This is a genomic window from Chthonomonas sp., assembly GCF_035294505.1.
Lineage (GTDB): Bacteria > Armatimonadota > Chthonomonadetes > Chthonomonadales > Chthonomonadaceae > Chthonomonas.
On sequence record NZ_DATGKU010000258.1, the window covers coordinates 1 to 25,871 of the forward strand.

Consider the following 25,871-nt stretch of genomic DNA (forward strand, 5'->3'; position numbering starts at 1 on the left):
GATGGACGGGCGGCTTAATTAAGCCGCGAGCGCGTAGTTTTGAGTGTTCGCGTTTATTTTTTTGCCGCTTTTTTACGAGGCCTGCGGCACCTCGGCTCGCAACCAAAGACGGCATCGACTAGGTCGACACCAATCACCCCCATTTTCTATCAATACTTATACCGTCCGAAAAGCGGAAATGTTCCGCCCGCTCCTATGCCGGGCGGAAATAGGTCAATGCCCCACTCACAAGCCGAAACAGGTAGCCTGCTCTCACCGTGCCTGTGAACTCGTAAAGGGTGATCAACAGAACGATAAAGAGTGTCAGCGAGGAATTCGGTAAGGTACTACTCCAATCTAGCTCCACCAAGAGGCAATAGAGAATGCCAAAAACAACTCCTCCCTCTTGACGAGCAAATGGGTAGATCGTGCCCCGAAATAGCGTCTCTATGGCAAACGAGTTTAAAAACACCAAGATGATGGCTCTGCTTAGGCTCCAAAACCCGAAGTGTGGTGAACGCACCCACCACAGCATATTATGCGGAATGTGCAGATAGGGCGAGAGACCTCTTCCATACAACATAAGCGCTACACTCACTGCAAGAAATAGACGCGCGGTGGGCCGTAGGCGCCTCCGCCTGCCGGTGGGCAGCCGATCTGGAAGAGAGGTGGGAAGCCGCTCCTCAATCGTAGAAGTGGGCCGCTTTGCCTCCATCCATCCTAGACGCCGAATAATGAGGATACAGGCGACTAGCAACACGAAATCGAGAATAGCTTCAACACAGGCCACAACGAGGTCCTTCTGCCATATCGCCACAAAAACCCAAAAATTTCCAAATATCAGTAGAGAACAGATCGGCTCAAGTATCGTGGGGAAGAGGCCGAGCAGCCCAAGCAGCAAGGCCACTACCGACAAACGCAACACATCTCTGCGTGTCCATTGTGGGGCGAAGCGTCGCCACCATATGAGCAACCAAAGTAAGGGAAGCGTAACGGATGGCAGAACAGCCAACGCAACGCGCAACAGCAGGTAATGAACAAAGTCGGCGAAAATGGGCTTCCCGAGAAGATACTTGTCGGCGATTAGATGATAGCGTGCACCAAACATGTCGCTTCCGTGCCAGTTTAGATAGCTTTGCCAGCACCGCTTCGCGTCGTTGTAATGATGCAGCTCTTCGTTGGCCTTTCCTTCCATGAAGAGAATGTGCGCGTATAGCGGAGGATTATAAAGGCGCATCAGCCGATCATAACCCTCTGCCTGGCTTAGGAAAGCCTCTATCTGCTTCGGGTAAGCGACTCGATCCGATCCGTAGCAGGCGTCATAGAGTCTGTGCCAATAGGGCAGTTCGGGAAGGGCGGGAGGCAAGGCAGCGGGAGAGGCAGCGGCCAGACGCCCCCAGACTAAGCCACAAAGCAATAAATAAGGAATTGACCAATAAAAGTGCCTCCTGGGTCTTAGAGTGTGTCGTCGCATTTACCGAAGCACCTCCACAACGAAATTGTTGAAACAGTGCAGGCCCCAACTGGCCTGTAGGTCGCCGGTAAGCTCATATAAAATGGCAAACAGCAACCCCATCCAGAATCGCCCGAAAAATGCGGCCGGGTCGAGATGATAGGCGCTAAAAACAAGAGAAGAGTAAACCATTGCAAATAGTTGGCCACCCTCCTTTCGGGCATAACGATAGAGGGTAGCACGGAAAAAAAGCTCCTCGAAATAGGGACCCAAAATCATAACGTAAAGCTCATTGAACCACATGAACGGCCCCAACCTCGCCGCTCGAAAGAAGGGCAAGAACCGCTCTAAAAAAAGCAGTAGCCAGTTATTTCCATCAAGACTGGGAAAGCCCTCTAAAAAAATCACAAACGTGAAGGCCATGAACGCCCCTGCAAAAAGCCTTCTTGTGCGCCCCGTTGGCCGAAGCGGCACGTTCGATAGCTCCCTCTCTGTCTGAGGCGATGCCTCCGAAGAAGGGAACCAGTGACGACGAAGAAGGAGGCTGAATATGTAGAGCCAAATACAGAAGCCCATCCCCACCCCTAGATGGATAATCAGTTGGTTATGCATTACCGCCAGGCCTTCCCAATAGCTGTGAAACAGCAGGCAAGAGAGCACAAAGGGTAACACATACTCTAGGAAAACCGTGGAAAGGGGAACCAAGATAGCGATACTTAGCAAAGATAAAACAGTCCTTCGAGAGAGGGAGTGAGGACAAAGGATCGTCCACAACAACAGCCAAAGGGGGGCACAGAACAGGGTCGGCAGGCAACGATCTTTGATATAAAGGCGAAGGTAGGTTTCGTACTCCCCAGCGGTCGCCTTATTCTGCATTCCCCTCGCGATAAGGCGGGTAAAGGCGATCTCGCTGCGAGGAATCTGCCCTTGTGGGTTCGTGTAGAAAGGGCGCAACTGATTTGCTATCGCCTCGGCTATGGCATAGTCGCCGAGTTCGAGATGTGCCCTCATTTCCAACAAGAGCAGATAGCGATATTTCTCCTTGTCTTCACGTTCCGCTAACGCGTTCTCTGCGGTGGCCCCGTCGAGGAATCTCAGCAATCTATACGGATCGGCTTTTTCGTCCTCCCCAAAGCAGCGATGAAAAGAACGATACCAAAAGTCCTCTGAGTGCAGCCGTGGGAAAGCCGGTTGCGAAAAGGGCGTTTTGGGGTCGGCACGTGCGCTTACGAGGCCAAAAACCCCTTGAAGCAGTAGGCACAGGCTGAGGCCCATGAGAAGGGATGGGAGACGCATCGAGGCTCCTTTCCAAAAACCTCAAACATTTTTGGCTTTTCGTTGTCTAAACTGCTAGCAGCTCGTTAGGGGATAACCCCTTATGCTCTCCTTCTCGAAAACGTCGGAGAGGTTCGGCCGAAAGTCTTTATAGCTCGAGACTTTCGGCCTCTTTTTTTGCCGGGTCAGGCGCGTTCGTAGAACCGCTTTAGCAGAATAAGCCCTCCGATGAGGAGCAGCACGGCCAGCACGCTCACCAAGGTACCTACAGCCTCCTGGACAAAGGCATGCTGCCCTTCGGAGGAGAGAGAGGCCTGCGCCCCCACCAACAGAATCTTCCGAATGAGCGAGATAATGCCTACCAGCAAAAACTCCTTAAGGGTGGCCTCGATTGAACGCGCAATGAGATAGGTAAGAATGGTGCGTAGCAGCTCCAACAGAATGACCGCGAAAAGCAGCCCACTCAGCAACTCCAGACTGATGTGCAGGAAGCTGTTCTCATGTTGGGCGCTCATTCCCGCCGTATGAATGCCGCCGGCGATGTGCACAACCTGCAGGAGGAATAGCCCGAAGCTATAGAGCAGCACAGCAGCGGCTGCCAGAATGAACAGCACGGCCACAGCGATATGGGCAAGGTTATCTAGCCCTTCCAGATGGGCTATCGCCTTCAATGGGCTTTGGACGGGCGGCTCGTCTTGGGTCAAGTCTGTTCTCCTACCTGCATCTCCATCTCTTTTTTCAGCAGACGCTTCAGCACCTTGCCGGTGCTGCTTCTTGGCAAGCTATCGCGGAAGAACACCTTACGTGGCACCTTGTAGTCGGCTAGTCGTGCCCGACAGTAGCGAATCAGCTCGCGATCTAGCCCCTCTTGGCTCACCCCCTCCTTACACACCACCACGGCGACGACCTCCTCTCCGCGCAGAGCATCTGGCAGCCCGATTACGGCCACATCCGCCACAGCTGGATGGGTGATAAGCACCTCCTCCACTTCACGCGGGTAGACGTTCAGCCCGGCCGTAATCACCATGTCTTTCTTTCTATCCACAATATAGAGATAGCCATCTTCATCTAAACGGCCGAGATCGCCCGTATGGTACCACCCGTTGCGCATGGCCTCCCGTGTGGCCTCCGGCTGGTTGAGGTAGCCCATCATCACGTTATCGCCACGCACCACGATCTCGCCCACTTCACCGGTGGGTAGGGGCCTATCTTCATCATCCACAATGGCGATCTCCACGCCGGGGAGTGGAGGCCCCACGCTGCCCAGCTTTCGTGGCCCTTCTAGCGGGTTGGCACTGGTAACCGGGCTACACTCTGTGGGGCCGTCGCCTTCGATGACGGGCACGCCAAAACGCTTCTCTAGCGCCTCCAGCATCGCCACCGGTAGGGGCGCGCCACCGGAAACTAAAAACCTTAGGCTCGAAAGATCGAGGGTGGGATCGGGCGGCAGTTGCAGCAGCGCATAGAACATGGCCGGAACGGCCGGCAACACAGTAACTCGATGGCGTGCCACCGATTCGAGCACTTTCCCCGGTGAAAAGCTGTCTAACAGCACACTGCTCGCCCCAACCATCATCGGCAGGTTCATACAGACCGTTCCGGCAAAGGCATGAAACAGCGGCAACACCGTGAGGAGCCTATCTTCCTGAGTAAACCGAAGTCGCCCCAGCACCTGCTCGATATTGCGGGTAAGGTTGCGATGCGAAAGCATGGCCCCTTTGGGATGCCCTGTCGTTCCCGATGTGTAGAGGATAACCGCACAATCCTCCTCCTGAACCGCCGGCAGCGCCGCGGAGGATAGGGGCTGGTGGGTAAGCAGATCGGAGAAGGGGATGAGGCCGGGCACAGCTTGAGGCGAGATCGGCATAGAGGTTGGGGCTGAAGCAGAGGTTCCTGCGAGGCATACAATGTGGTGCAACTCCGGAAGCTCCTTACGGGCTTCGAGCACATTGGGCAGCAGGGGTTCAGCGGTGAGCACAAGCTTCACCCCGGCATCGCCCCAAATGTAGGCAAGCTCAGGCGGTTTTAGCATCGGGTTGGCGGGCACGGATACCGCCCCCAAATAGGCCGCGGCATAGTAGCCCATAATAAAGGCCGGGCTGTTCGGCAGAAGAAGGGCGACCCTATCACCGGCTTCCACCCCGAGCGCGGCATAGCCGGCAGCCAATCGGCGCGTCTGTTCGGAAAGCTGCGCATAGGTGATGGGCTGGTCGCGGAAAATAAGGGCCGTCTGTTCTGGTAGGCGTTGGGCACTGTTTTCTAACAGTTCACGAAGCAGCATCTTTCCTCTTCTCTCCTAGGTTCGACATCAGAACGGAATTCTCTTGATAGTAAGCGCATAAATCGGTGAGGGGGCAGGCCTCACAGCGCGGACGCGAGGCTTTGCAGATGCGGCGCCCGTGTTCGATGAGGGCCACATGAAAGCGATAGATGAGTTCGGGCGGCACAAGCGCCTGCAGAGCATCGTGTGCTTTGGCCTCACCGATACGCTTCTCGATAAGCCCTAGGCGCCAGGCCACACGAAACACGTGTGTGTCTACGGGAATAACCGGGCGCCCCAAAGCAAAGCAGAGCACGATGGCAGCCGTTTTTGGCCCTACACCGGGCAGGGCCATAAGCCATCGGCGGGCCTCGTCATCAGGCATCGTTTGCAAAAGATCGAGGGTGTAATCCCCCACTTTTTCACGCAACGTGCGTAAAACGGCCTGTATGCGCGCCGCTTTGCTGTCCGCCAAACCGCCGCTGCGAATGGTGTCGGCCAGCTCTTTCGTTGGCGCCTTCTCTACCGCCTCCCAGGTAGGAAATCGCTCCTTTAATTTGCCAAAGGCGCGAAAGGAGTTGGCATCGGAGGTGTGTTGCGAGAGGATGCAAGAGATAAGTTCATCCAACGGCGACATCCTCGGTTGCCATTTGGGAACGCCATAACATGCTTCGAGACGACTCACGATCTCGCGAATGCGTGCTTCCAAAGACATCAAAGAGTTCTTTTGAGCCTCCATAATGCACATTCTACCTAAAGGCAGTCCAAAACCTAGGTTTGCTGCCCGATCTTTCCGCAGCGCGATTCTTATGGCCGCCTTACCTTTGCAACCACTTTACGAAAAACGGCCTCTATTTTAGGAGCCTGTTTCTCTACTGTGAAATGGGCGCACACCGTTTCATAGGCTCGCTTGCCAAGCTCAGCCCTCCTTTGGGGGTTTTCATAAAGCTCCACCAATGCCTTGACGATCGCTTGGGGGTTGGCCGGTGGAATGAGATAGATCGAATCCGGCTCGGCGGCGCACTCCGGCGTGCCTCCCACCGCCGTGGCCACAATGGGCTTTTGTGCGGCCATTGCCTCGAGTATGGCCACAGGAAACATTTCGTCTAGCGATACCAACGCGTAGACATCAAAAGCCGACAAAAGCTGGGGTACATCCTGCCGGTAGCCCAACCAAAGAATCGCCTCCTGCACACCAAGCCGGTTTGCTTCTCGACGTACCTTTTGATAGTAGCTCTCCGTGCGAACGCTGCCGGCAAGCGCCAAGCGCAAACGGGGTATTTGCTCCAGCAGCTGAGGCAAAGCCCGAATAAGATAGAGCTGCCCTTTACGCGGCAGAAAATCGCCAATCGCCCCCACCAGGAAAGTCTCATCGTCCACGCCGAGGGCGGTTCTGGTTTGCCGGCGTGTGAGAGCATCGAAACCGCGGAAGCGGGCCACATCCACAAAGCCGTGCACGGTATCAATGCGGCTTGCGCGAACCCGGTTGAACCGTAGGTGGTAGCGGCGAGTCTGTTCGGAAACGGCGATAATGTGATGAGCAAACCACCAATGAGGGTGGATTTTGTGAGAGTGTGCCGTCGTTACGCAGGGAATGCCGCTAAAGCGCGCCAGAAAAACCCCGAAGTTGTGGGCACGCGACATATGCGTGTTGATGACCTCGATCCCTCGTTCTCGCGCCAGGTTGGCCACCCGACGTAGCTCATCGGGAGGCCAACGGTGCATATCGCTTTCAACGACCGTTACGTTTGGGGTATGTGCCAACTGTTGGCCGATCCAGGCGTTGTGCCGACACACCAGCATCACCTCGTTGCCCCGATGGGCCAGCTCTTGCGTGAGCAACAAGCAGTGAACTATGGCCCCGTTAACGCCCACGCCGGAGATGATCTCCATTATTCGCATACGGCCGTCCCGGCCTTGTGGCAGGCCACCGCCTCGTCAAAAACCCGCTGGAGGTTGGTGAATGCACGATCCATCGTAAAGCAACGCCTTACCCGCTCTTTACCGGCCGTGCCAAGCCGCCTGCAGAGGGCCGAATCTTGCTGAAGGCGACGCAAGCATTCGACCATCGCCTGCACATCGCCTGCAGGCGCCAGCAGGCCGGTCTCCTCTTCTATCACGATCTCCGGAACCCCTCCGGCTCGAAAGGCCACCACCGGCTTCCCGGCTGCCATGGCCTCCAACACCACCAGCCCAAACGGCTCCCGCTGAGAGGGCAAACAGAACACCGTGAAGCGCCGCATGAGGGCAGGCATATCTTCCCAAAACCCCAGTAGATGAAGGCGCCCCTTCAAAGGCCCTCGTGCCATCTCCTCTAGCCAAGGGCGCATTCTCCCTTCACCGGCGATCACAAAGTGGGCGGTCTTCAATTGAAGAGCCACCTCCACCAACTCGGCAAAGCCCTTCTTGGGGGAAAGATGCGCCGCCGCGCCCACACAAAACGCATCGGAGGGAACATCGCTCAACTCGGCAACCGGTCCCTCCTCGAAAGGAGCCGGGTCTATGCCATTATGTACCACGCGCAGGCGTTCCCGTGGAAGCCCCTGCTGCTCCATATGCGCGGCTACGGCCTCGGAAACACAGACGAGCAGAGGAGCAAACCGGTAGCATAGGGCCGTGTTGAAGCCATGAACCATCGCAACGCAGGGGATGTGGCACCACCTTGCGGCCAAAGCGCCCCACAGCGTCGCACTGGAAAGGTGCGTACATACCAAATCCGGCTTGAACTGCAGAATGGCCTCCCGTAAAACCTGCAACGCACGCACATTGAACTTGCCCGAAATCGGCACGGCCACACAATCTACCCCCTCTTTACGCGCCCTGCTTTCGTAGGCCGCATGAGGTTTCGTCAGCACACGAACAACATGCCCCTGCTGCATCTGTGCGCGTGCAATGCCAAGCACCAGCAGTTCCGCGCCCCCCACATGCGAGGGCGTAATAAGATGAAGAACTCGCATATCTATCCTTAGTATCCAAAATGCTTCAAACGTTCTCTACAAACCCTATAGACCCAATCTGGTTCTATGCCGCGCATGCAGTCGTAGCGCCCATTGCACGTTGGGTGACGATAGCACGGGCTACAGGAGAGACCGAGATGGAGAGTGGTATTTTGTGCGCCATAAGGTCCGAAGCGCTTGGGGTCGGTCGGTCCCATGAGAGCGACAATGGGGGTTCCCACCAGGCTAGCGATATGGGTGGCGCCGGTGTCGCCTCCAAGAAACAGATCGCAGCGGCTGATGGCAGCGGCAAGCTCGCGCGGTGTGGTGCACCCCACAAGAGAGAGGGGGCGCCCTTTCATCTGGCCTCTAATCTCCTTATCGGCCGCCCCTTCGGCCTTGCCTCCAAAGAGAATCACGCTGTAGCCGTCCTCCAAAAACCTATCGGCCAGACGTGCCCAGTGAGAGGGTGGCCACGTCTTATTGGGCACCGAAGCGCCTATATGCATCCCGATTCGTGGGGAGGGTGCGCTCTCCAATAGCTCTTCTGCCCGCGCGATCAGCGCCGGATCGCGCGTGAGATAGGCTGGCGGCTCTTCCGGCAGCCTCTCCACCCCTAAAAGACGCGCAAAGTTAAAAAGGCATTCCACCGCATTGAGGTGTTCGGGTGCGGCGACAATAGGGTTTCCCGTTAAGAGTCCACTGAACTCGCGCCCGCTCTCCCAAGTAAACCGATAGGTCGCTCCCGAAAGACGCGCCAAACAGCCGCTGATGAACAGCCCCTGCATATCCAAGGTAACATCCGGTCGAAATCGCCTGATAGGCTGCCACATGGCCGCGATAGCTTTGATGCCGCGAGGGGCGATAAACAGTTCATCTATAGAGGGGTTTCCAACGAGCAGATCGGCCAATCCGTTGCGCACCACCCAACCGATCCTCACATGCGGGTACGCCTTGCGAATGGCATCCACCGTTGGCACCGTTCGTGCCACATCGCCGAGGGCGCTCATCTTGATCACCAAAAGGCGCTCGACGTTCTGCATATCCACCACCGGAGAGACCAAAGTCACCGCTCTCCTCCTGTAAGGCGTTCTGCAGCGGGATCGGGGTTTTCGGGCGCTCCCTCGCGCTTTTCGAAAACCCACGGGGAGGCACGCCACCGATCGTGCAGCCAGAGCCACTGTGTGGGGTTCTTGCGAATCTGGTCTTCTAAATGTCTGTTTACCATGGTCATAATGGCCAAGATATCGGCAGCGCGATCGCCCGTTGGCTCATAGACTTCCGGCGGCTCAAACAGAATATGAAAACGTCCATCTTCCCGTCGTGTACACCAGCTGAAAAGGAGAGGCGCCCTGGTATGGAGATGGAGAACGGCCGGGCCGTCCGTTGTGCCTGTAGGAAGCCCGAAAAAGGGTACCACAATATCGCCCGCATTTTGGTCTGGAAGAATGCCTATCAGCTCATTTTTCCGTAGCGATTGCAGCACCGGTCGCACGGCTTCACCTCGCCGAAACACGTTTGCCCCGCTTTGTAGCCGCGTGTTGGTGAGCAGCTTCTCGGTTTCAGGGTCTTCCGATCTGCGCGCGATGACGTTGAGGGGATAATTGTGAGTGGCCAGCCATCGCGCCAAAAACTCCCAGTTACCGAAGTGCCCCGTAATGATGAAGGCGCCTCGCTGCCCCGCCAGGGCTTTTTGCAGATGCTCCTCGCCCTCAACGACAACCATGCGGTCTATGGCGGAGCGGTCAAGCTGAGGTAACTTTACAAACTCGGCCACCGCCATGCCAAAATGAAGAAAAACAGCGCGCGCCATACGACGTCGTTCTTTTGGTGGCAGGTTAGGGTAGACGAGCGCCAGATTCTTATGGGCCGTGTTCCGATAGCGCCTCAAGACACCGTAGAGAAGGAACCCAACGCCACGTCCAATCCATCGGGCTGCCGGTAAGGGAAGCAGGCGAAAAAGGCCTACAACCGTAGGCAATCCAACGCGCCCGGCCAGACGGGTAAGCCGCTTCTTCATGGGCAGCGGAGAGAGGGCAGCCTCCTGGTTTACCATCGCCTATTTCCCTGTGCCTCCTCCACAGCTTTGAGTACCTCCGTCATGAACTCGTGCTCCGCATCAATATGCATGCTCACCTGCAAAGCGGCCAAAGGCCGTGCAGAGCGCAAGGGCATTAGCTTCACTGCATCCTTCTCTGTCGTAATAACGGCCTCCGCATTCACAGCACATGCCTTTTCCATCACCTGTTCGATCTCTTTAGGAGTATACACATGATGATCGCGAAAACGAAAGCTCGCTGCCAGTATACCGCCCAGTTCGCCGATCATGGTTTCAAAAAGCGTTGGGTCGGCGATGGCCGAAACGGCCACCACACGCCGCCCGGCAAGCCACTGCGCCGGCACATAGACCTGGTCGGCAAGAAAGCGAAGTTGGCCGGGAACGGGGTCTGCCGTGAAGATCGGCTTTCCCGGCACGAGGCGGCGGAGATGCGCCATAAGGGCTTCCAAAGCCTCGACCGCCAAGCGCCCTGCGTTGGTCAGCAAAACGATATGGGCACGGCGGAGATGAGAGGGTGGCTCCCTCAATAGGCCGCGGGGGAAAATCCAGCCGTTGTCGAAGGGGTTGAGCGCGTTCACCAACGCAATTTCGAGGTCTCGATGTAACTGCCAAAACTGCATTCCATCGTCGAGCACCAACACATCAGGCTGAAATTGGCCGATGGCCAGCGCCCCCGTCACACGCCGATCTTTACCTACAACAACCGGCACGCCGGGGAGATTCCGTGCCAGAAGATAGGCTTCATCTCCGGCCTCTTGAACGCCCAGGCGAACCTTTTGACCATCCGAAACGATGGCGCTGCTGTGCTCGAATTTTCCTCGATAGCCCCTACTCAGAACGGCAGGCTGAAGCCCTTCTTCCTTCAATAGACGGCAAAGCGTATGGACGGTCGGTGTTTTCCCCGTGCCGCCCACGGTGATATTGCCGATGCTGATCACCGGTCGTGGAAGACGGGTTCGTCGCCGCAGCCCCACACGATAGGCCATGAGGTACAACTCGAGGCCTAGCCGGTGGAGTAGCGCCAACACAAGCAGCAAGCCTCTCAAAAGGAGCGGCACGATCCCACGACGCCCACGTATAACGGAGAGCACGTAGGCTTCGAGAGACTTTGGGGCCGCGGGTCTCTTTTCTTTCGTCATCGAGAGGCTCCCGCTTTCAACAGAGGGATAAGGGCCTCAACACATCTTTGAGAGGCCCCACGATTGGCTTGAATGAGTGCCGTAGCACGCTGAGCCAGTTTTTCAAGGAGACAAGCGTCTCCTAAAAGTTGTAACGCCTTGTTTGCCAGCTCCTCGGCGTTTGTCACCGGAAAAGCCACACCGGCCTCCTGTGCCAATGCCACTTCGGCCCGAATGGTGGCGTAGTAAGGCCCGTGGAGAACGGGTTTGCCGTGCGCAAGAGGTTGCAAAATGTTTTGACCGCCTCCCTGAACGACCGGAGGAAACGTGTTGCCGATGAAGACCACGTTGGCGATTGCGTAGACATCCGCCAGCTCTCCCATCGTATCCAGCACAAGACAGTCGGTTAGAGAGCCATGGGGAGACGTACGCCGCATGGGGTTTAGGTTCGCCTGGCGGAGAATCTGTAGGGTCTCCTCCACACGACTCAGTTGACGTGGTGCCACCACCAGGCACAGAGAGGGAAGTCGTCGCTTCATCTGCAGGAAGGCTTCCACAACGATTCTCTCTTCGTCAGCGCTTCGCGTGCTGCCGGCAATGAAAACCGGTGCCTCTAACGGCAATCGCAACTCGGCCCTCATCTGCTCTTGCCGCTCCCTGTCGAGAGGATGTATCTCTTGATCGAACTTCGTATTTCCCACCACCCATACACGCCCCTCGATAGGCGTTCCTCCCAAAGCCCCTATCCTTTCTGCATCGGCCTGCGACTGCATTAGAAGGAGGTCTACGTTGCCGAGCATCCATCGGAACAGGCCCGGAGCGAAGCGGCGCGCGCGTTCAAAGCTTCGTGGGGTTATCCTGCCGTTGACGAGAGCCGTCTTTACCCCATGGCGCTTCAGCGTGTGGAGGAGATTGGGCCATAGCTCACTCTCCAAACTCACGTAGAGTTGTGGACGCAGCGTTTGGACAACATGCCTAACCACCCACGGCAGATCGAAGGGAGCGTAGAAAAGCCCTTCAAGCAACGGTGCGGCCTGCTTTACGGCCACCTCATAGCCGGCCGGCGTGATCACGCTGAGAAACAGGGCATAGTCCGGCAAGCTCGATTTTAATGCACGCAGAATCGGCAGGCTTGCCACAACCTCCCCGGCCGACACCGCATGAACCCATATTCGGTTCGGGGCAAGCGGCTCAAAAGCGGGTAGATGCCCCCAGCGTTCAGGCCAACCCGGACGCGATTTGCCTGAAAGGAAACGTTGCGCTAGGTAGACGGCGAGAAGGGGTGAGGCGGCAGCAAGCAACAGGTTGTAGCGATAGTAGGTAGCGTTCCCGTCTTTCAATCCGCCCCTTCCTTCCCTTCAAACACTTCATCCCCCGCTCGTTTTCCCTATGTAGGGGCGGGTTTGAAACCCGCCCCTACAGATGGTGGCGTGTAGCGGGTTCTATAGGGTCAAGAGGCCCTCTAGGCCGTGAGCGATTCGTGGCGGGCCTCCTGGGCGACGGCCACGGGTTCAGGCTGCGGTTTGCCCAACAGATCGCGAGCGGCTGCAGCAAAGTCGTGCGCTGTTAGCATGCAGAGCTGATGGAGAATGGGGATGGCGCCGTGCTCAATGAACTTGTCGGGCACCCCAAAGAGCTTCACCTTCACGTTCGTTACTCCGGCTTCCGCCAACAGCTCGAGGATGGCCGATCCCACGCCGCCGTGCACAACCCCTTCCTCCATCACGAGAATGCAGCCGGTTTTCTTCGCGTAGGCCAGGATGGTCTCTGTGTCCAGCGGCTTTGCCCATCGCAGGTTAATAAGCGCGGCGTCTATCCCCTCCGCCCGCAGGGTCTTTGCGGCCTCGAAGGCCGGCACCACCATATTGCCGTAGGCAAAGAGGGCGATGTCGCCCCCGTCAAGCAACACCTCCGACTTGCCGTATTCGATGGGCGCGCTCTCCACCGGCCACTCCACGGAGGGCGCATTCCCGCGCGGATAGCGCACGGCGATAGGCCCTGCATGAGGCCCAACCACATGCTCCTGCACCATATAGCGCAGCATCTGCACCAGCTCCGGCCCATCCTTCGGCGCTAGGAGCGCCATATTGGGGATGGGGCGCATATAGGCGATGTCGAAGACGCCGTGGTGGGTCGGGCCGTCGTCACCCACCAGTCCTGCGCGATCAAGGCAAAAGAGAACGGGCAGGTTTTGGATGGCCACATCGTGAAGGATCATGTCGTAGGCCCGTTGGAGGAAGGTGGAGTAGATAGCCGTGATAGGTTTCATGCCTTCGGCGGCCAGCCCTGCCGCAAAACAGACCGCATGTTGCTCCGCGATGGCCGTGTCGAAATAGCGATCGGGAAACTGCTTGCTAAACGGTGTCAGCCCCGTGCCGTCCGGCATGGCAGCGGTTATCGCCACGATCTTGGGGTCTTCCGCGGCCAACTCCAGTATCGTTTTGCTGAAGTAGTTCGTCCAAGATTGGCCGCTCGATTTGCTGCCTGCAGCGGTGCCTTCCGTCGTTTCTTTGAACATGGGCGGGGTTACGGCGTGCCATTTGCGGGCATCCTCCTCGGCCTTTTCGTAGCCCTTCCCCTTCACGGTGAGCAGGTGCACAAACACGGGTCCCTTAATGCTCTTAATGGCCGTGAAGAGGTCTATAAGCAGATCGAGGTCATGACCGTCCACCGGGCCGATATACTGATAGCCGAGCTGCTCGAAGAGAACACCGGAGTTCTCGGTGGAGACGAGGTGGGTTAGGTTGTGCTTTAATACGGAACCGGCCGCTCGGAAAACAACCTGCCCGGGGGTTTTGTCAATACGCTTTAGCAAGCCACTTGTCCGGCTCTCAAGGCTTTGATAGAGCGGCGTGACGCGCAGTTTGGCCAAGTATTTGGCCAGCGCCCCCACGCTCTCGGCGATGGACATCTCGTTGTCGTTGAGCACAACCACAAAGTTTCGCCCACTATGGCCGGCATTATGCAACCCCTCCAGCGCCAGGCCTGCCGTCATGGCCGCGTCGCCGATAACGGCCAGCACATGCTCCTCGTTGCTCTTTCCGGCAAAATCGCGGGCGACGGCGAAGCCATAGGCCGCCGAGATGCTCGTTCCGGCATGCCCTGCGCCGAACAGATCGTACTCGCTCTCCTCCCGTCGGAGAAAGCCGCTGATGCCACCGTATTGGCGCAGTGTGCTGAAGCGATCGAGGCGCCCCGTCAGCATCTTGTGGGCGTAGCACTGATGCCCTGTATCCCAAATGATCTTGTCCTTAGGAACGGAGTAGACCGTATGCAGCGCGAGAATCAGCTCTACAGCGCCCAAATCGGAAGCGAAGTGGCCTCCTGTCTGCGAAAGATGATCCACAATGGCCTGACGCAACTCGCGGGCAACCTGTTTGAGCTGGTCACGCGAAAGCGTTTTGAGGTCATCAGGGCTTTTTATTTGAGAAAGAATCTCGTACATAGTTTTATTCCTCGCGGCCCCCAACCTAGGAGCCGACACTCTCGCCTTAGATAACGGATAGATTTCCCTAAGTATACACGATTCATACGACGTGTCGTGCGCCTTCCTCCTCACCGTACCGGCAGAGCAGTGGAGAACCTCAAGGAGAAAGGCACCGACAACACGCAACGGCGACAACATTCGGAGTACAAGCGATAATTTTACCTCTCTGTCTTTTCGGTGTCAATGTACTACTGGTTACAGAGCACAACCATGTGGACTTCAGACCCGTTAGAGAGGGCCTCCACGGCGCCGTTCTGGTCTGTCCGATAGATTTTTACCCCGGCCTCCCTCAGCCGCTCTATGACAATCGGGGATGGATGACCATAGAGATTATGCGCTCCAACCGAGATAACAGCAAACTTTGGGTGGGCTGCACGCAGGAAGTTTGGGGTTGTGGAGGTATCGCTGCCGTGGTGGCCGACCTTCAGCACGTCGCACCCTACGGCTTGGTCATCGGCAAGCAGGGTTGCCTCCTCCGGCGCTTCCGCATCGCCCATCAGGAGAAGGTGTGTCCTGCCGTAGTCCACGCGCACCACAACGCTGGCGTTATTTGGTGCTCCGGATCGCTCGGCGGGTGTAGGTGCCAAAAAATGCAAGGTGACTCCATCTCCGCAATCTATCTGCTCTCCCGGCAGCGGCGTTAAACGCGGCACATGGTGTCGGAGTGCGGCGGCCACGTAGTTTGCCTCCTCAACGGAGTTTTCGTTTTGCCCGTTATCTAGGAGGGCGTCGCAAGGAAAGGTATCGAGGAGAGTGGCAGCCCCTCCGATGTGGTCGGCATGAGGATGGGTAAGGATCATGGCGTCTATATGGGTAAACCCCTCGGCATGAAAGAAAGGGATCACCACTTCTCGACCCATATCCTCACCGGTCTCCTCGTTGTCGCGGCCGGTATCCACCACGAAAATTCGGCCGCTTGGTGTAGCGATAACGGCGGCGTCGCCCTGCCCCACATCGAGAAAATAGACGCGAAGTTCCTTTTCACCCCATCGAGCGACGGCCCCCCAACCAAGCAGTATCAGACAAACGCTCAATAGGAGAACCAACAGCAGAAGATAGGTTCGCGTCGCGATGGAGAGCGCGAAGCTACGAACGGCCATCTTGGAAGGGGAGCGCATTTAAAACTCCTCATCCGGCAACCGGCTCAAGGGCACCGTGTGCCTAAGGAAAAGTATGCTCATCAGGATAAGTCCGTAGAGCAGCACGATAAGCACGATCGGTGGCGAGCCTATAGAGAGTTCGGCCCAGAGGGGTTTTGAGAATAAGGCCGATAGTCCGATGAGGGCTTTTAGGCCAGGAGAGATGCCGAGCAGGAACGGCCGCGCCAGCAGGGGGTGGACGGCGGCGGCTAAAACGGCTGCATACCCCAAAAAGAGAAGCGGCAGCGCGATGACGAGCAGGCAGAAGTTGGCTATGGGCGCTATCACCGAAAGCGTGTGGAAGTGATAGGCCACCAGCGGCATGGCGCCGATCTGGGCTATAAGCGAGAGAAAGAGGGTGGTATAAAGAAAACGCCCTAAGGGGATCAGCACCCGCTCAAGGCCGTCTCGCTTCCCCTCAATGGGGGTTTTGCGAAGACGGTTCTGGAGCAGGTGCTTGAGAGGGTACTCGATGACCGGTGCAAGAAGCGCAATGGTGATGACGACTCCATAGGAGAGCTGAAAACCTGGGGTGAGCAGCATCTGCGGATTCCAAAAGAGCAGTAGCAGGGCCGAAGCGCAAAGGGCTCCGGTGAAGTCCGGTTCACGCTCAAGGAGGGGGGCTAGCAGGTAAAGCCCAAGCATTGTGGCGGCACGAAGCACGGCAGGACGCCCACCGGCCATAACCACGAACAGGCTAAGGGCGCACATGGTGAAGAGCAGCGCCATTTTGCGCGGCATTCCTACAACCCGTTGAGCCATCCAAAGCAGCAAAAGCGTGAACATCCCCACGTGTAGGCCGGCCGTTGCAAGCAGGTAGGTGGCGCCCGTGCGATCAAAGGACGAGGCCAGCGCCGGCGCAAGGCCCCTGCGGTTTCCGAATAGCAGCGCGCTTAGCAGTTCGGCCTCTGCAGCCGGAAGAGAGGCTCTCATCGCGGCTAGAGCGCGCCTCTGAAGGAAGAGAGCCACACGCTGGAAAGGCGCTTGAAGAAGATGCGGAGGAAGCCGCCTCCAAGCGGAGTCGCCCCGTGCTACCAGCATGAAACGCGCGCCGGTGTCCAGATCGGAGCAACAGGCAGCGTTGCCAGGATCGCGAAGCGGCATGTAGGGAGCTATCTTTCCATGCACTTCGATGCGATCACCGTAAATGGGAAGAGCGGTAAGGTTTGAAGGAACCGGCAGGTAAACACGAACATCCGGTAAGATGGGCAAGGAACTGTGAGAACCATCGAGGAGCCGTTCCACCTGCATATCGGCCTGTAGAAAACGATAATGACCGGCCGTGCGCAGCAGTTCCGGGTCGGTTTGAAGGGTTCCTTGCAGGGTTACAAAGCCGCTATTGGGTAAAAAAGAAGCTCCTGAGAGCATTTGAGATTGCCGCGCGATATGGGCACGAAGACCCCCTAGGAGGAAAGCCACGGCCATAAAAGCCGCTAGAATGCCCACAGAGCGGCGCCAAAAGAAAAGACAGCATTCCACTACCCAAAACGCTGCAAAGGCCGTAAAAAAGGCATCTAGAGGCCATAGAAGGCCTATTCCGGCTCCGGCCACAAAGCCAGCTGCAATCCAGCCGATGGGGCGCGGCCTCACGGCTCCTCCAACCTGCAGAGGGGACAGAGCGCATGGGGCGTTTTGTGGAGCACCTGGCACTTTTTACAGGCTTTCCAACCGCGCTCCAAACGCCAGTGGTAGAGCCGCGCCTCCATTTCGAGCCGATGCGATATCGCCTGGCGAACGCGCAGGTTCGGGATGCTTTCCAAGGCAGCCTGGCGCGCCCTCAGCAACTCCTGCTCCTCATCGGTGAGAACCACCTGCCGCAACTCCTCTGCCGTCGGCTCCTCCTCAGGAAAGGAGGGGTCTTCTCCGTCCACCCCCTGTGCGCGAAACACGATGTCCGTGACCACGCCGGGGCCTAGAAGTCGCGCCAATTTCTGCAGCAGCTTATGCTTGTGAAGCACCAGCTCTTGAGACCAGGTGGAGCTGCGGGTGCGCACAAAAAGCACCCCGTTGCGGATCATCTCGGCGCGGGAGGCTTTGGCCGCCTGCTCCCCCACCACGCGCGGCCAGCAGACCAGGGCGAGGCTCTGCCGAATGAGAGGTGCACTCTCTAAAGGGGCGATGGCCTGCATAAGCGCTTCCGCCAAAGGGCCTCCCCTCAGCAAAGGAATGAACGGATCGTCTGACTTATCTGGCCGCCTCATAGGGAATGCGCGCGAAACCTTCGGCTTTCACCGTACAAAGGGTCCGCGCTCCTCCTTTCTCAGTGGTGTCTCCTCATGCTAAAACTGTTGGCTTGGCCGTTCCACAAGGGTAGGCCGCTGCATAAACGACGCAAGGCCGCCTACTGCGCCTCTTTCTCCAAAACAACCGCACTTTCCGGTACCGACCGTTCCGATGTCTCTTTTTGGAGATGCGCCCCGAACCCTTCAAAACAGACGGTTCCCGCCCTCACCTGAAAGACAGCGGCCTCCTGCAGCACCTCTTTTGGAAAGCTCCGTAGGTTGGTGCAGGTAAGAAAAGTCTGACATCGTCCCTGAATCCATTTCAAGAGCCTGCGGCGCCGGACGTCGTCGAGGTCGCTCATCACGTCGTCAAGCAGCATCACAGGAGGCTCTCCCACAAAACTCTCCATGAGGCAAAACTCCGCAAGCTTTAACGAGAGAGCCACCGTGCGCTGCTGCCCCTGCGATCCGTAGATGCGGGCATCCACGCCGTTGATCAGAAAGACGAGATCGTCGCGCTGAGGGCCGATAAGGGTTGTGCCCCTTCGCAACTCCTCCTCCAGCACCTGCTGCAGATGGCGCTCAAAAAGGTTTCTAAACTGCTTCTCCTCCGCGTCGTACACAACCGTAAAGGGCGAAACCTTCTCGGCGGGCGTCTCAGCAGCGGCCAGCCCTATCGAAGCGCCGGCTTCTTGTATTCTCAGAGCGGTATCTGGCGTGAGGTCAATTCCGGGCTGGTAGCGCAGCTCGAGTCGCTCTTTACCCTCGCTTAGCTCCTCGTGAATTTGGGCCACTAAGGGGATAAGGCGCTCGATGTAGAACAGCCGCCTTCGGATAAGCGACGCTCCATAGCGAACCAGCTGTTCATTCCATACCTCCAACCCAGAATCCTTTCGTGATAGTCGCATCTCCCGCAGATCGCGCAGCAAACGGTTGCGTTGTTCCAGTACCCGACGATAATGACCGAGATCGTAGACATAGCGAGGGCTGATCTGCGATATCTCCATGTTGAGAAAATGGCGTCTGTCGGCAGGCTCGCCTGAGACGATGGCAAGCTCCGAGGCCCCAAAGAAAACGGCGTTGAACTGGCCGAGCAAATCGAGCACACGTTCTCGCTTGAGATGGTTGATCTGCACGCTTTTGCGGTCGGTTTGAAAGAGGGTTAGAAACAGCTCCACCTCTCCTTCACGCTCTCGAACGACCTCGGCATGGACATGTGCCTGCTCGGCTCCGGCACGGATCATCTGCGAGTCGCGACCGGCACGCATGGAGCGCGTGGTTGCCAGAAGCGCTATGGCCTCGAGCACGTTGGTTTTGCCTTGTGCGTTCTTGCCGTAGAGGATGTTGAGGCCCTCTGCGGGTTCGAGCGTGAGTTCAACATAGTTGCGAAAATCGGTTAGGTGCAGACGACGGATGCGCATAGTAACAGTAATTGTAGCAGAATGCTGCGGCACAGGTTTTGGATGCCGTTTTAGGCCGTCTTGCTTGCGTCTGCCTGCGCTCTTATAGGACTGGCACTATTATTATATATAAAAAGAATCTTACTGTTATTATTATAGCGCCCCATTTTGGTGGAAAACTTTGTAATAAACTGCTCCTTTGTGTTCCTAAAATTTCGTTATTTACGCTTATTTCAACTAAAAGTACATTATTTTAACTTTGCAAATGTAGACATAGTTCAACTCACTTCTATCCCAGTTTTCCACCAAGATGCCCGATTTTTGGTGGAAAACTTGGTGGAAAACTGCCGATCTTGGTGGAAAACTGCCGATTTTTGGTGGAAAACTTCAGCCCAAAAATCAAGCCGAAAAACGTTTTTTTGAGGTTTTGGTGGATAGTTTTGTTGTACAACGACGTTTTCTTAATCTCGATTTCCTATCTTTCTCTCATACTAAGGCACTAACGTCCTATTTTGGTTTACTGGTTATTGGTGGATAGTTTTGCTAGTTTGGTGGAAAACTCGCCAATTTTGGTGGAAAACTGCATAGGTTTTGGTGGATAGTTTTGCTGTTTAGCCAAAAATGAGAGTAAAACTTCGTTTCCCCCAAAATCTTGCTTCCTAACCCCATTATCGGCCTCCCAACCGTGCCTCTTTACCCCCTTTAAAGGGGCCGGAAGTCCCTCCTTGGGTGCCCTTTGACGATCTTTTTCCGTAATCTCTTGGCAGAAGTGCCGGGTTTTTTGAAACCCTTGTTCAAGCGTATAAAGCGCCTCAAAGCAGGATTTTGCCGAGAGAAAGACGAACACCAAACTATGTTTTGCACCCGTAAAGCCCTTTTGCCCGTGCTCTTCCTGTTCGGCCTCTTCCTAACGCTCTGGCCGGTTGCAGGCCAATCCGGCCCGGATGGGTGGAGCTGGATATGGAGTCCGGATGGCAACCACCCGCCGGAAACGCTCTTTTTCCGGCTCCGCTTTCGCCTGCCACATCGCCCTTCCTCCGCAGTGCTTTATATAACGGCCGATGATGCTTTTGAGGCCTATATCAACCAGAGTCGCAAGCCCGTGGCCACAGGGGACGACTGGACGACCGTGCGCAGTTTCGACGTGACCTCCTACTTGCACGCGGGGCCCAACCTGCTGGCAGTGGAGTGCCAGAACCAACGCGGGCCGGGCGGGCTGCTTTTCAAATTAGTGGTAACGATTAACCCCAACAACGTTCTCACCTTGGTCTCCGACGGCAACGTGCGGGTAAGCCGGCATCCACCGATCGCTTGGAACTCTCTAAAGCTGAACGACGCCGGTTGGCAGCACGCCCAGGTCGTCGCTCCAGTGGGAGGAGGGGTATGGGGCCCGCTGCACGGCTCACTCTCTTTCGACTACTCCCGCATCGTGCGTGTTTGGGACCTCGCTCAAGGGCTGCCTCAGGGCGCCGATCCCTATCAGGCCCCGCGCCCGCTTGGAGCGCGCATACCCATGATGTCGAGCATGACAAGTGTGGACGACATGAAGCTGGTGGCCAACGCCGGCTTCACGCTGTTCCAATCCAACTCGGATAACCTCTCTACGGAGGAGGAAGCCCCCGGCAAATGGAACTGGGCAGTGCCCGCACAGGCCTGTGCAACGGCTCATCGCCTTGGGCTGGACTGGAGCTACTTCGAGCATGAAGCCTTTCCACCTCCGTGGTATCGAGAGAAGGTGCCGTTTACCCGCATCGAGTGTATGGAGCATCACCTGCCGGTGCAGGCCTTCTCGCCATGGGACCCCACCTGGAAAACGTTTATTGAGCAGGGCTATGCCGCCTTAGCCAAGGAGTTCGAGGGGGCTGCTAAGCCGCAGGAGGCAGGTGCCGACCCCGGTACTCTTAACGTGCTCTGCGTAGGCATTCACGGCGATTACGGACAGGCAGGTCTGCTAACGGGAGGAAGAGTGCGAGTTCCGGAACAGCGGGAGGACTGGATCAAGCGCTTCGGAAATGCGCATGATCACCTCGGTTTTTGGTGCGCCGACCCCTTAGCTCAGGCCGACTTCCGCAAGTCCATGCTGGAGAAGTACCATACGCTCAGCGCCCTGAATGCGGCATGGCATACCCATTACCAAAGCGCCGACGACATTGCCTATCCCTCCGATCTCTACGACCCGCCCGATTTTCCCGATCGTCAACACTACCTCGATTTCATCGAGTGGTATCGCGATAGCGTGGGGCGAGCCATTCGTTGGAACCTGGAGGCTGCCCGAAAGAACTTCCCAAACACCCTTCTGTTGCTGCCCGCCGGCTTTGCCGATGAAGACCTGCGCGGCGGAAACGACAACAGCCTTATCCCCAAGCTGGCGGCGCGCTACAATGCCGCCGTGCTTTCATATCATGGTGGTGCCAAGCCCTTTGCCCAGAACGCGGCCACAGAGTTGGGGCGCTTAGGAAGCGCCTGCCGCTTCTATGGGGCTCCGCTTTGGATAGCCACGCCGGGGAGCCTCACACCCGATCAAACGGTGGAACGCATCTATGAGGCCGCATCGCAAGGAGCTGCCGGTTATTTCGACTGGGCGAGCAACGTGCTCTCCGATGCCAACAGGAACGTCTACTATCGCTACGGGCGATTCCTACAGATTGACCGTCCCATCGTGGATGTGGCCATGTTCTATCCGGCAACTGCTCAGGAGATAAGGCCGCAGGAGGGCTATAATGAGACCTTTGCACGTGCCTGCGCCGAATTGAGAGACTATGCCGACTTCGACATCGTGGACGATCGAATGGTGGACGACGGCTGCCTTAGCAACTATCGCATCCTCGCTCTCTGGGAGGGGACGATCTGCCGGCCACAGACCCTGCAAAAAATTAAGGAATGGGTGAACAACGGCGGGGTGCTCATCGCCTACGATTTCGGCAAGGTGACCGATTTTAACGGCGATATCTCCTGGTTTAAAGACCTGTTTGGGTACGTCCAAGACCTACAGCCCGCCTATATGCGAGAGCGCTATTTGGGCGATTTACCCAGCACCTACCGCATTCCTGTGGGAGACCCGGAAATGGCCGGATTTTTAGAGGGGCAGTGGGCCGAGCCGGACACTACCGACGGAACCGCACGAAGGTGGACGGGCGAGACGGCCACGGTGCGCCTACCGCTCGATGTACAGAAGCGCTATGTTTTGGTGGTCCATGCCAGCATTCCAGCGGAAGCAGCACACCTCAAACATGAGCTTTTTGTGAACGGCCGGAAGCTAGGCGACCTCGACACCGTGGGCGACGTGCGCTATCGCTTTTTGCTACCTACCGACCTCTTTGAGGACAACCTGCAGGATCGCATTGCTCTGGTCAGTCTCACGTTTCGCTCGCAAACTTTTCTGCCGCCAAAGAGCGCAACAGGCACCGCGGGGCCGGGTCCGCTTGGCATCCACGTGGAGTCGGTAGGGGTGATGGCGCTGGAGGGGGCCGAATCGGAAAGCCCGGAGGAGGTTATCGAGAAGGCGCCGGTGCCTCCCGGCCGCATTCGCTCCTATATTGACCTCAGTCACCTCACCTCGCCCACCTCATCCCAAAGCTGGGTGCGGCGCTACGGCAAGGGGCTGACCATCTACTTCCCCGCGACCCGCGATCTCCTCAAAGGCTATCTGCAAGTCATTCGTTTCGCTATTTACCACCTAAGTCAGATCGACCCCGGACGGAGAGACGCTCTGCCGATAGACGATGCAAGCGACGGCGTCTATGCAACTCTCTTCCCCGACAAGATTCTCTACTACAACTCCACCGACACAGAGAAGACGGAACATATTGTTATCCCCCCAGAAAATTTTGCCATGTGGAAAGACCAGGTGATCGTTCCTCAGCAAAACGAGTGGACGCTCCACCTTCCACCGCACAGCATAGGTGCGATCTACTTCGGCGCACCGCCGCAGGAGCTGCTCTACGAATGCGAAGGCTTCACGCAGCCTAACGGCATGAAACCGCGCTCTTCTCCCGATTGCAGCCCCGGCGGCCCCGGCCCCACCTGTCTCTTTGTAGCCGCAGGAAAAAGCATCAGCACGCGCTTTCGAATCGAGGTGCCGGGAACCTACAGGGTGTTTTATCGCGCCCTCCATGGAGAACAGATCGCCCCTGCCCAAATCCAGATAGATGACCAGCCCGTCGCCGGAGACGATAGTCTACACGGCCAGACGCGACTGGCAGGAACGGTAAATTTAACGGCCGGAATCCACACGCTCACCCTTACGGCCTTGCCCAATTTGGCCGTGCGGGCCGATTTTGTTCTGCTCTCTAACGACCCGGATGTGGCCGGCTACACGTTTGCCCTCCAAGCCACTCCGGTGAACTAAACGCAACTTTCAAGGCAAAAGCTATCGAAACAGGGAGAAACACCATGTTATCCAGACGACGTTTGTATTCTAGTTCAAGAGGGTGCAAGATCGGTGTCGCCGCTCTTCTCCTTCTCATCCCCTGCCTTGGTCGGGGACAAGGAGGGACATCATCGCAAACCCAACTCATCGATCCGTCGCAGCCCTACTGGCTCCAGTGGAAGAGCATGTATCCCGACCGCGTCGCGGACATTTTAAAGACCGCCGATGCGGTCATTGCCCGCGGTCCGTTCCAAGCGAACTGGGCCTCTCTAGACCGCTATCAGATTCCCAAATGGTACCTGGACGCTAAGCTGGGCATTTTCATTCACTGGGGAGTCTACTCTGTACCTGCTTTTGGCAGCGAATGGTATCCACGAGAAATGTATCTTCAGGGCAGCGCCACTTTCAAACATCATGTTGCTACCTACGGGCCGCAAAATAAGTTTGGCTATAAAAACTTCATCCCGATGTTTAAAGCGGAGAAGTTCGACCCGATGGCTTGGGCGAAGCTGTTCAAGGCAGCCGGTGCCAAGTATGTCGTCCCCGTTGCGGAGCATCATGATGGCTTCGCTATGTACGACTCCGATCTCACCACTTGGTGCGCCGCCAAGATGGGGCCGAAGCGCGACATCATCGGTGAGCTGGCACAGGCGGTACGCAAGGAAGGGCTTATTTTTGGGCTTTCTACCCATCGGGAGGAGCATTGGTGGTTTTACAATGGAGGAATGCAGTTCGATTCGGACGTGAGAGACCCCAAGTACTATTCTCTCTATGGCCCTGCGGCTCCGGAGAATGTGCCGCCTACCAAAGCCTTCTTAGACGACTGGCTCGCGCGTGACTGCGAGTTGGTAGATAAGTACCATCCCCAAATCGTCTGGTTCGATTGGTGGATCAACACGCCTGCTTTCCGTCCTTATCTGCAGCGCTTTGCGGCCTACTACTACAATCGTGCAGCCCAGTGGCACAAAGGGGTGGTCATCAACTACAAGTACGCCGCCTTCCCCCCACAAGCCGCCGTGCTCGATTTGGAAAGAGGGGAAATGGGGGGGATTCGCCCACGATTCTGGCAGACCGATACCTCTATTTCAAATAACTCATGGGGCTATGTAACTCAGCAGGATTTCAAAACTCCAGAGCAGGTTGTGCACGAACTCGTTGACATTGTGAGCAAGAACGGATGCCTCCTACTTAACATCGGGCCGAAATCGGATGGCACAATCCCTCAAGAAGAGGTGGACGTTCTGCTGAACATGGGCAAATGGTTGAAAATAAACGGAGAGGCGATCTATGGCACCCGTCCGTGGGTGATCTATGGGGAAGGTCCCACGAAAATCAAAGGAGGCGCTTTTAGCGATACCAGCCACGGTGCCTACACGCCGGAGGATATTCGCTTCACAACGAAGGGCAACACACTCTATGCCATCGTAATGGCGTGGCCACAGGACGGCGTGGTGCGCATCCGCTCTCTCGGCTCCGATGCGCACTTTGCCACCGGAAGCGTTCGCTCTATTCAACTGCTCGGCAGTTCGGCTCGATTGCATTGGGAACAGACACCGGACGCGCTTGTGGTTCAACTCCCTTCTCAAAAACCCTGCGATTACGCCTACACGCTAAAGATAGCCGGTCTTCGTCCGGTTTCCCAGCCCCCCATTACCGCCAACGGCCTTATACTCGACGCCGAACACGCCCAGCTCTACGGCAATCAGATACAGCTGGAAGATAACTACGGCAAGCCGGATATAGGGTATTGGAACGATCCTGCGGATTGGGTTTCTTGGAAGGTACATCTGCCTGCCGGCGTTTATCGCCTAGAGGCGCGCGTTTCGGCGGTGGCTCCTTCAACCCTTGCGCTAGAGGTGGCCGGTAAGCGCCTTACGCTGGCGGTGCCCGCCACCGGCGGCTGGGGCGATGCCAAAGAGATGACCGTGGGAACGATCACCGTTCCCCATGCCGGGGATTATGAGCTTACCGTGCGCGCCGCCGATGCCGCCCATTGGAAAGCCGTAAACCTCTTTGAGGTGCTCCTTGTTCCTGAAAAAGGGGCTTCCTAGCGGGACAAAAAATTTTTGAAAAAGTTTCCCAAAACGCTTGTCAAATCTGGCTAACCTGTGTTATAATATCACTGTACATCGGCCACACGAGGCGTTGGGGGGACGCCCGAGTGGTCTGGGAGG

The 25,871-nt window shown here is 56.8% G+C and carries 19 protein-coding genes and 1 other RNA gene; 3 read left to right on the forward strand and 17 right to left on the reverse strand.

Annotated elements, in window-relative coordinates:
* From ssrA to recF, 17 genes are all read right to left on the reverse strand, one after another.
* Positions 1 to 141: a transfer-messenger RNA gene (gene ssrA / locus VKV18_RS15355) on the reverse strand; the annotation flags it as partial.
* Between the two features lie 52 nt (positions 142 to 193).
* The gene (locus tag VKV18_RS15360; protein WP_324205059.1) at positions 194 to 1,453 is read right to left on the reverse strand and encodes a hypothetical protein; all 1,260 of its coding nucleotides are present in this window, start codon (positions 1,451 to 1,453) and stop codon (positions 194 to 196) included.
* Positions 1,454 to 2,728, reverse strand: a complete 1,275-nt coding sequence (locus tag VKV18_RS15365) for a type II CAAX endopeptidase family protein (RefSeq protein WP_324205060.1) — start codon at positions 2,726 to 2,728, stop codon at positions 1,454 to 1,456.
* A gap of 164 nt (positions 2,729 to 2,892) precedes the next feature.
* Positions 2,893 to 3,411 carry a hypothetical protein gene (locus VKV18_RS15370; protein ID WP_324205061.1) on the reverse strand — a complete coding sequence of 173 codons (519 nt, stop codon included), beginning with the start codon at positions 3,409 to 3,411 and terminating at the stop codon, positions 2,893 to 2,895.
* Positions 3,408 to 4,988: a long-chain fatty acid--CoA ligase gene (locus tag VKV18_RS15375; RefSeq protein ID WP_324205062.1), complete on the reverse strand. Its 1,581-nt coding sequence runs from the start codon at positions 4,986 to 4,988 to the stop codon at positions 3,408 to 3,410. The genes VKV18_RS15370 and VKV18_RS15375 overlap by 4 nt, the downstream gene beginning before the upstream one ends.
* Positions 4,975 to 5,682, reverse strand: a complete 708-nt coding sequence (locus VKV18_RS15380) for an endonuclease III (RefSeq protein ID WP_324205063.1) — start codon at positions 5,680 to 5,682, stop codon at positions 4,975 to 4,977. Before VKV18_RS15380 ends, VKV18_RS15375 begins: the two co-directional genes overlap by 14 nt.
* Before the next feature lie 92 nt (positions 5,683 to 5,774).
* Entirely contained in the window at positions 5,775 to 6,869 is a 1,095-nt protein-coding gene (locus VKV18_RS15385; RefSeq protein ID WP_324205064.1) for a glycosyltransferase family 4 protein, read from the reverse strand.
* Positions 6,860 to 7,924, reverse strand: a complete 1,065-nt coding sequence (locus VKV18_RS15390) for a glycosyltransferase family 4 protein (protein WP_324205065.1) — start codon at positions 7,922 to 7,924, stop codon at positions 6,860 to 6,862. Before VKV18_RS15390 ends, VKV18_RS15385 begins: the two co-directional genes overlap by 10 nt.
* Before the next feature lie 8 nt (positions 7,925 to 7,932).
* Positions 7,933 to 8,973, reverse strand: coding sequence for a glycosyltransferase family 9 protein (locus VKV18_RS15395; protein ID WP_324205066.1), 1,041 nt, complete (start codon positions 8,971 to 8,973; stop codon positions 7,933 to 7,935).
* Positions 8,970 to 9,959, reverse strand: a complete 990-nt coding sequence (locus VKV18_RS15400; RefSeq protein WP_324205067.1) for a lysophospholipid acyltransferase family protein — start codon at positions 9,957 to 9,959, stop codon at positions 8,970 to 8,972. The genes VKV18_RS15395 and VKV18_RS15400 overlap by 4 nt, the downstream gene beginning before the upstream one ends.
* A complete protein-coding gene (gene lpxK, locus VKV18_RS15405; RefSeq protein ID WP_324205068.1) occupies positions 9,953 to 11,101 on the reverse strand; it encodes a tetraacyldisaccharide 4'-kinase in 1,149 nt (382 codons plus the stop codon). Before lpxK ends, VKV18_RS15400 begins: the two co-directional genes overlap by 7 nt.
* On the reverse strand, positions 11,098 to 12,420 hold the full coding sequence (locus VKV18_RS15410; protein ID WP_324205069.1) for a 3-deoxy-D-manno-octulosonic acid transferase: 1,323 nt from the start codon (positions 12,418 to 12,420) through the stop codon (positions 11,098 to 11,100). The genes lpxK and VKV18_RS15410 overlap by 4 nt, the downstream gene beginning before the upstream one ends.
* A gap of 122 nt (positions 12,421 to 12,542) precedes the next feature.
* Entirely contained in the window at positions 12,543 to 14,525 is a 1,983-nt protein-coding gene (dxs, locus tag VKV18_RS15415) for a 1-deoxy-D-xylulose-5-phosphate synthase (RefSeq protein WP_324205070.1), read from the reverse strand.
* Positions 14,526 to 14,755: 230 nt separating this feature from the next.
* Entirely contained in the window at positions 14,756 to 15,685 is a 930-nt protein-coding gene (locus tag VKV18_RS15420; protein WP_324205071.1) for a ComEC/Rec2 family competence protein, read from the reverse strand.
* Positions 15,686 to 17,296 carry a ComEC/Rec2 family competence protein gene (locus VKV18_RS15425; RefSeq protein ID WP_324205072.1) on the reverse strand — a complete coding sequence of 537 codons (1,611 nt, stop codon included), beginning with the start codon at positions 17,294 to 17,296 and terminating at the stop codon, positions 15,686 to 15,688.
* Positions 17,293 to 17,850, reverse strand: a complete 558-nt coding sequence (locus VKV18_RS15430) for a DUF721 domain-containing protein (protein WP_324205073.1) — start codon at positions 17,848 to 17,850, stop codon at positions 17,293 to 17,295. The genes VKV18_RS15425 and VKV18_RS15430 overlap by 4 nt, the downstream gene beginning before the upstream one ends.
* Before the next feature lie 197 nt (positions 17,851 to 18,047).
* Complete coding sequence (gene recF / locus VKV18_RS15435; RefSeq protein WP_324205074.1) at positions 18,048 to 19,349, reverse strand: DNA replication/repair protein RecF; 1,302 nt, start codon at positions 19,347 to 19,349, stop codon at positions 18,048 to 18,050.
* Between the two features lie 289 nt (positions 19,350 to 19,638).
* Between recF and VKV18_RS15440 the strand changes: the two genes are divergently transcribed.
* The 3 genes from VKV18_RS15440 to VKV18_RS15450 all read left to right on the forward strand — a co-directional run bounded on the left by VKV18_RS15440 (position 19,639) and on the right by VKV18_RS15450 (position 25,748).
* A complete protein-coding gene (locus tag VKV18_RS15440) occupies positions 19,639 to 19,866 on the forward strand; it encodes a hypothetical protein (protein WP_324205075.1) in 228 nt (75 codons plus the stop codon).
* A 315-nt stretch (positions 19,867 to 20,181) separates the two neighbouring features.
* Entirely contained in the window at positions 20,182 to 23,676 is a 3,495-nt protein-coding gene (locus VKV18_RS15445) for a hypothetical protein (RefSeq protein WP_324205076.1), read from the forward strand.
* 44 nt (positions 23,677 to 23,720) lie between these two features.
* Positions 23,721 to 25,748: an alpha-L-fucosidase gene (locus VKV18_RS15450; RefSeq protein ID WP_324205077.1), complete on the forward strand. Its 2,028-nt coding sequence runs from the start codon at positions 23,721 to 23,723 to the stop codon at positions 25,746 to 25,748.
* Positions 25,749 to 25,871 lie beyond the last annotated feature (123 nt).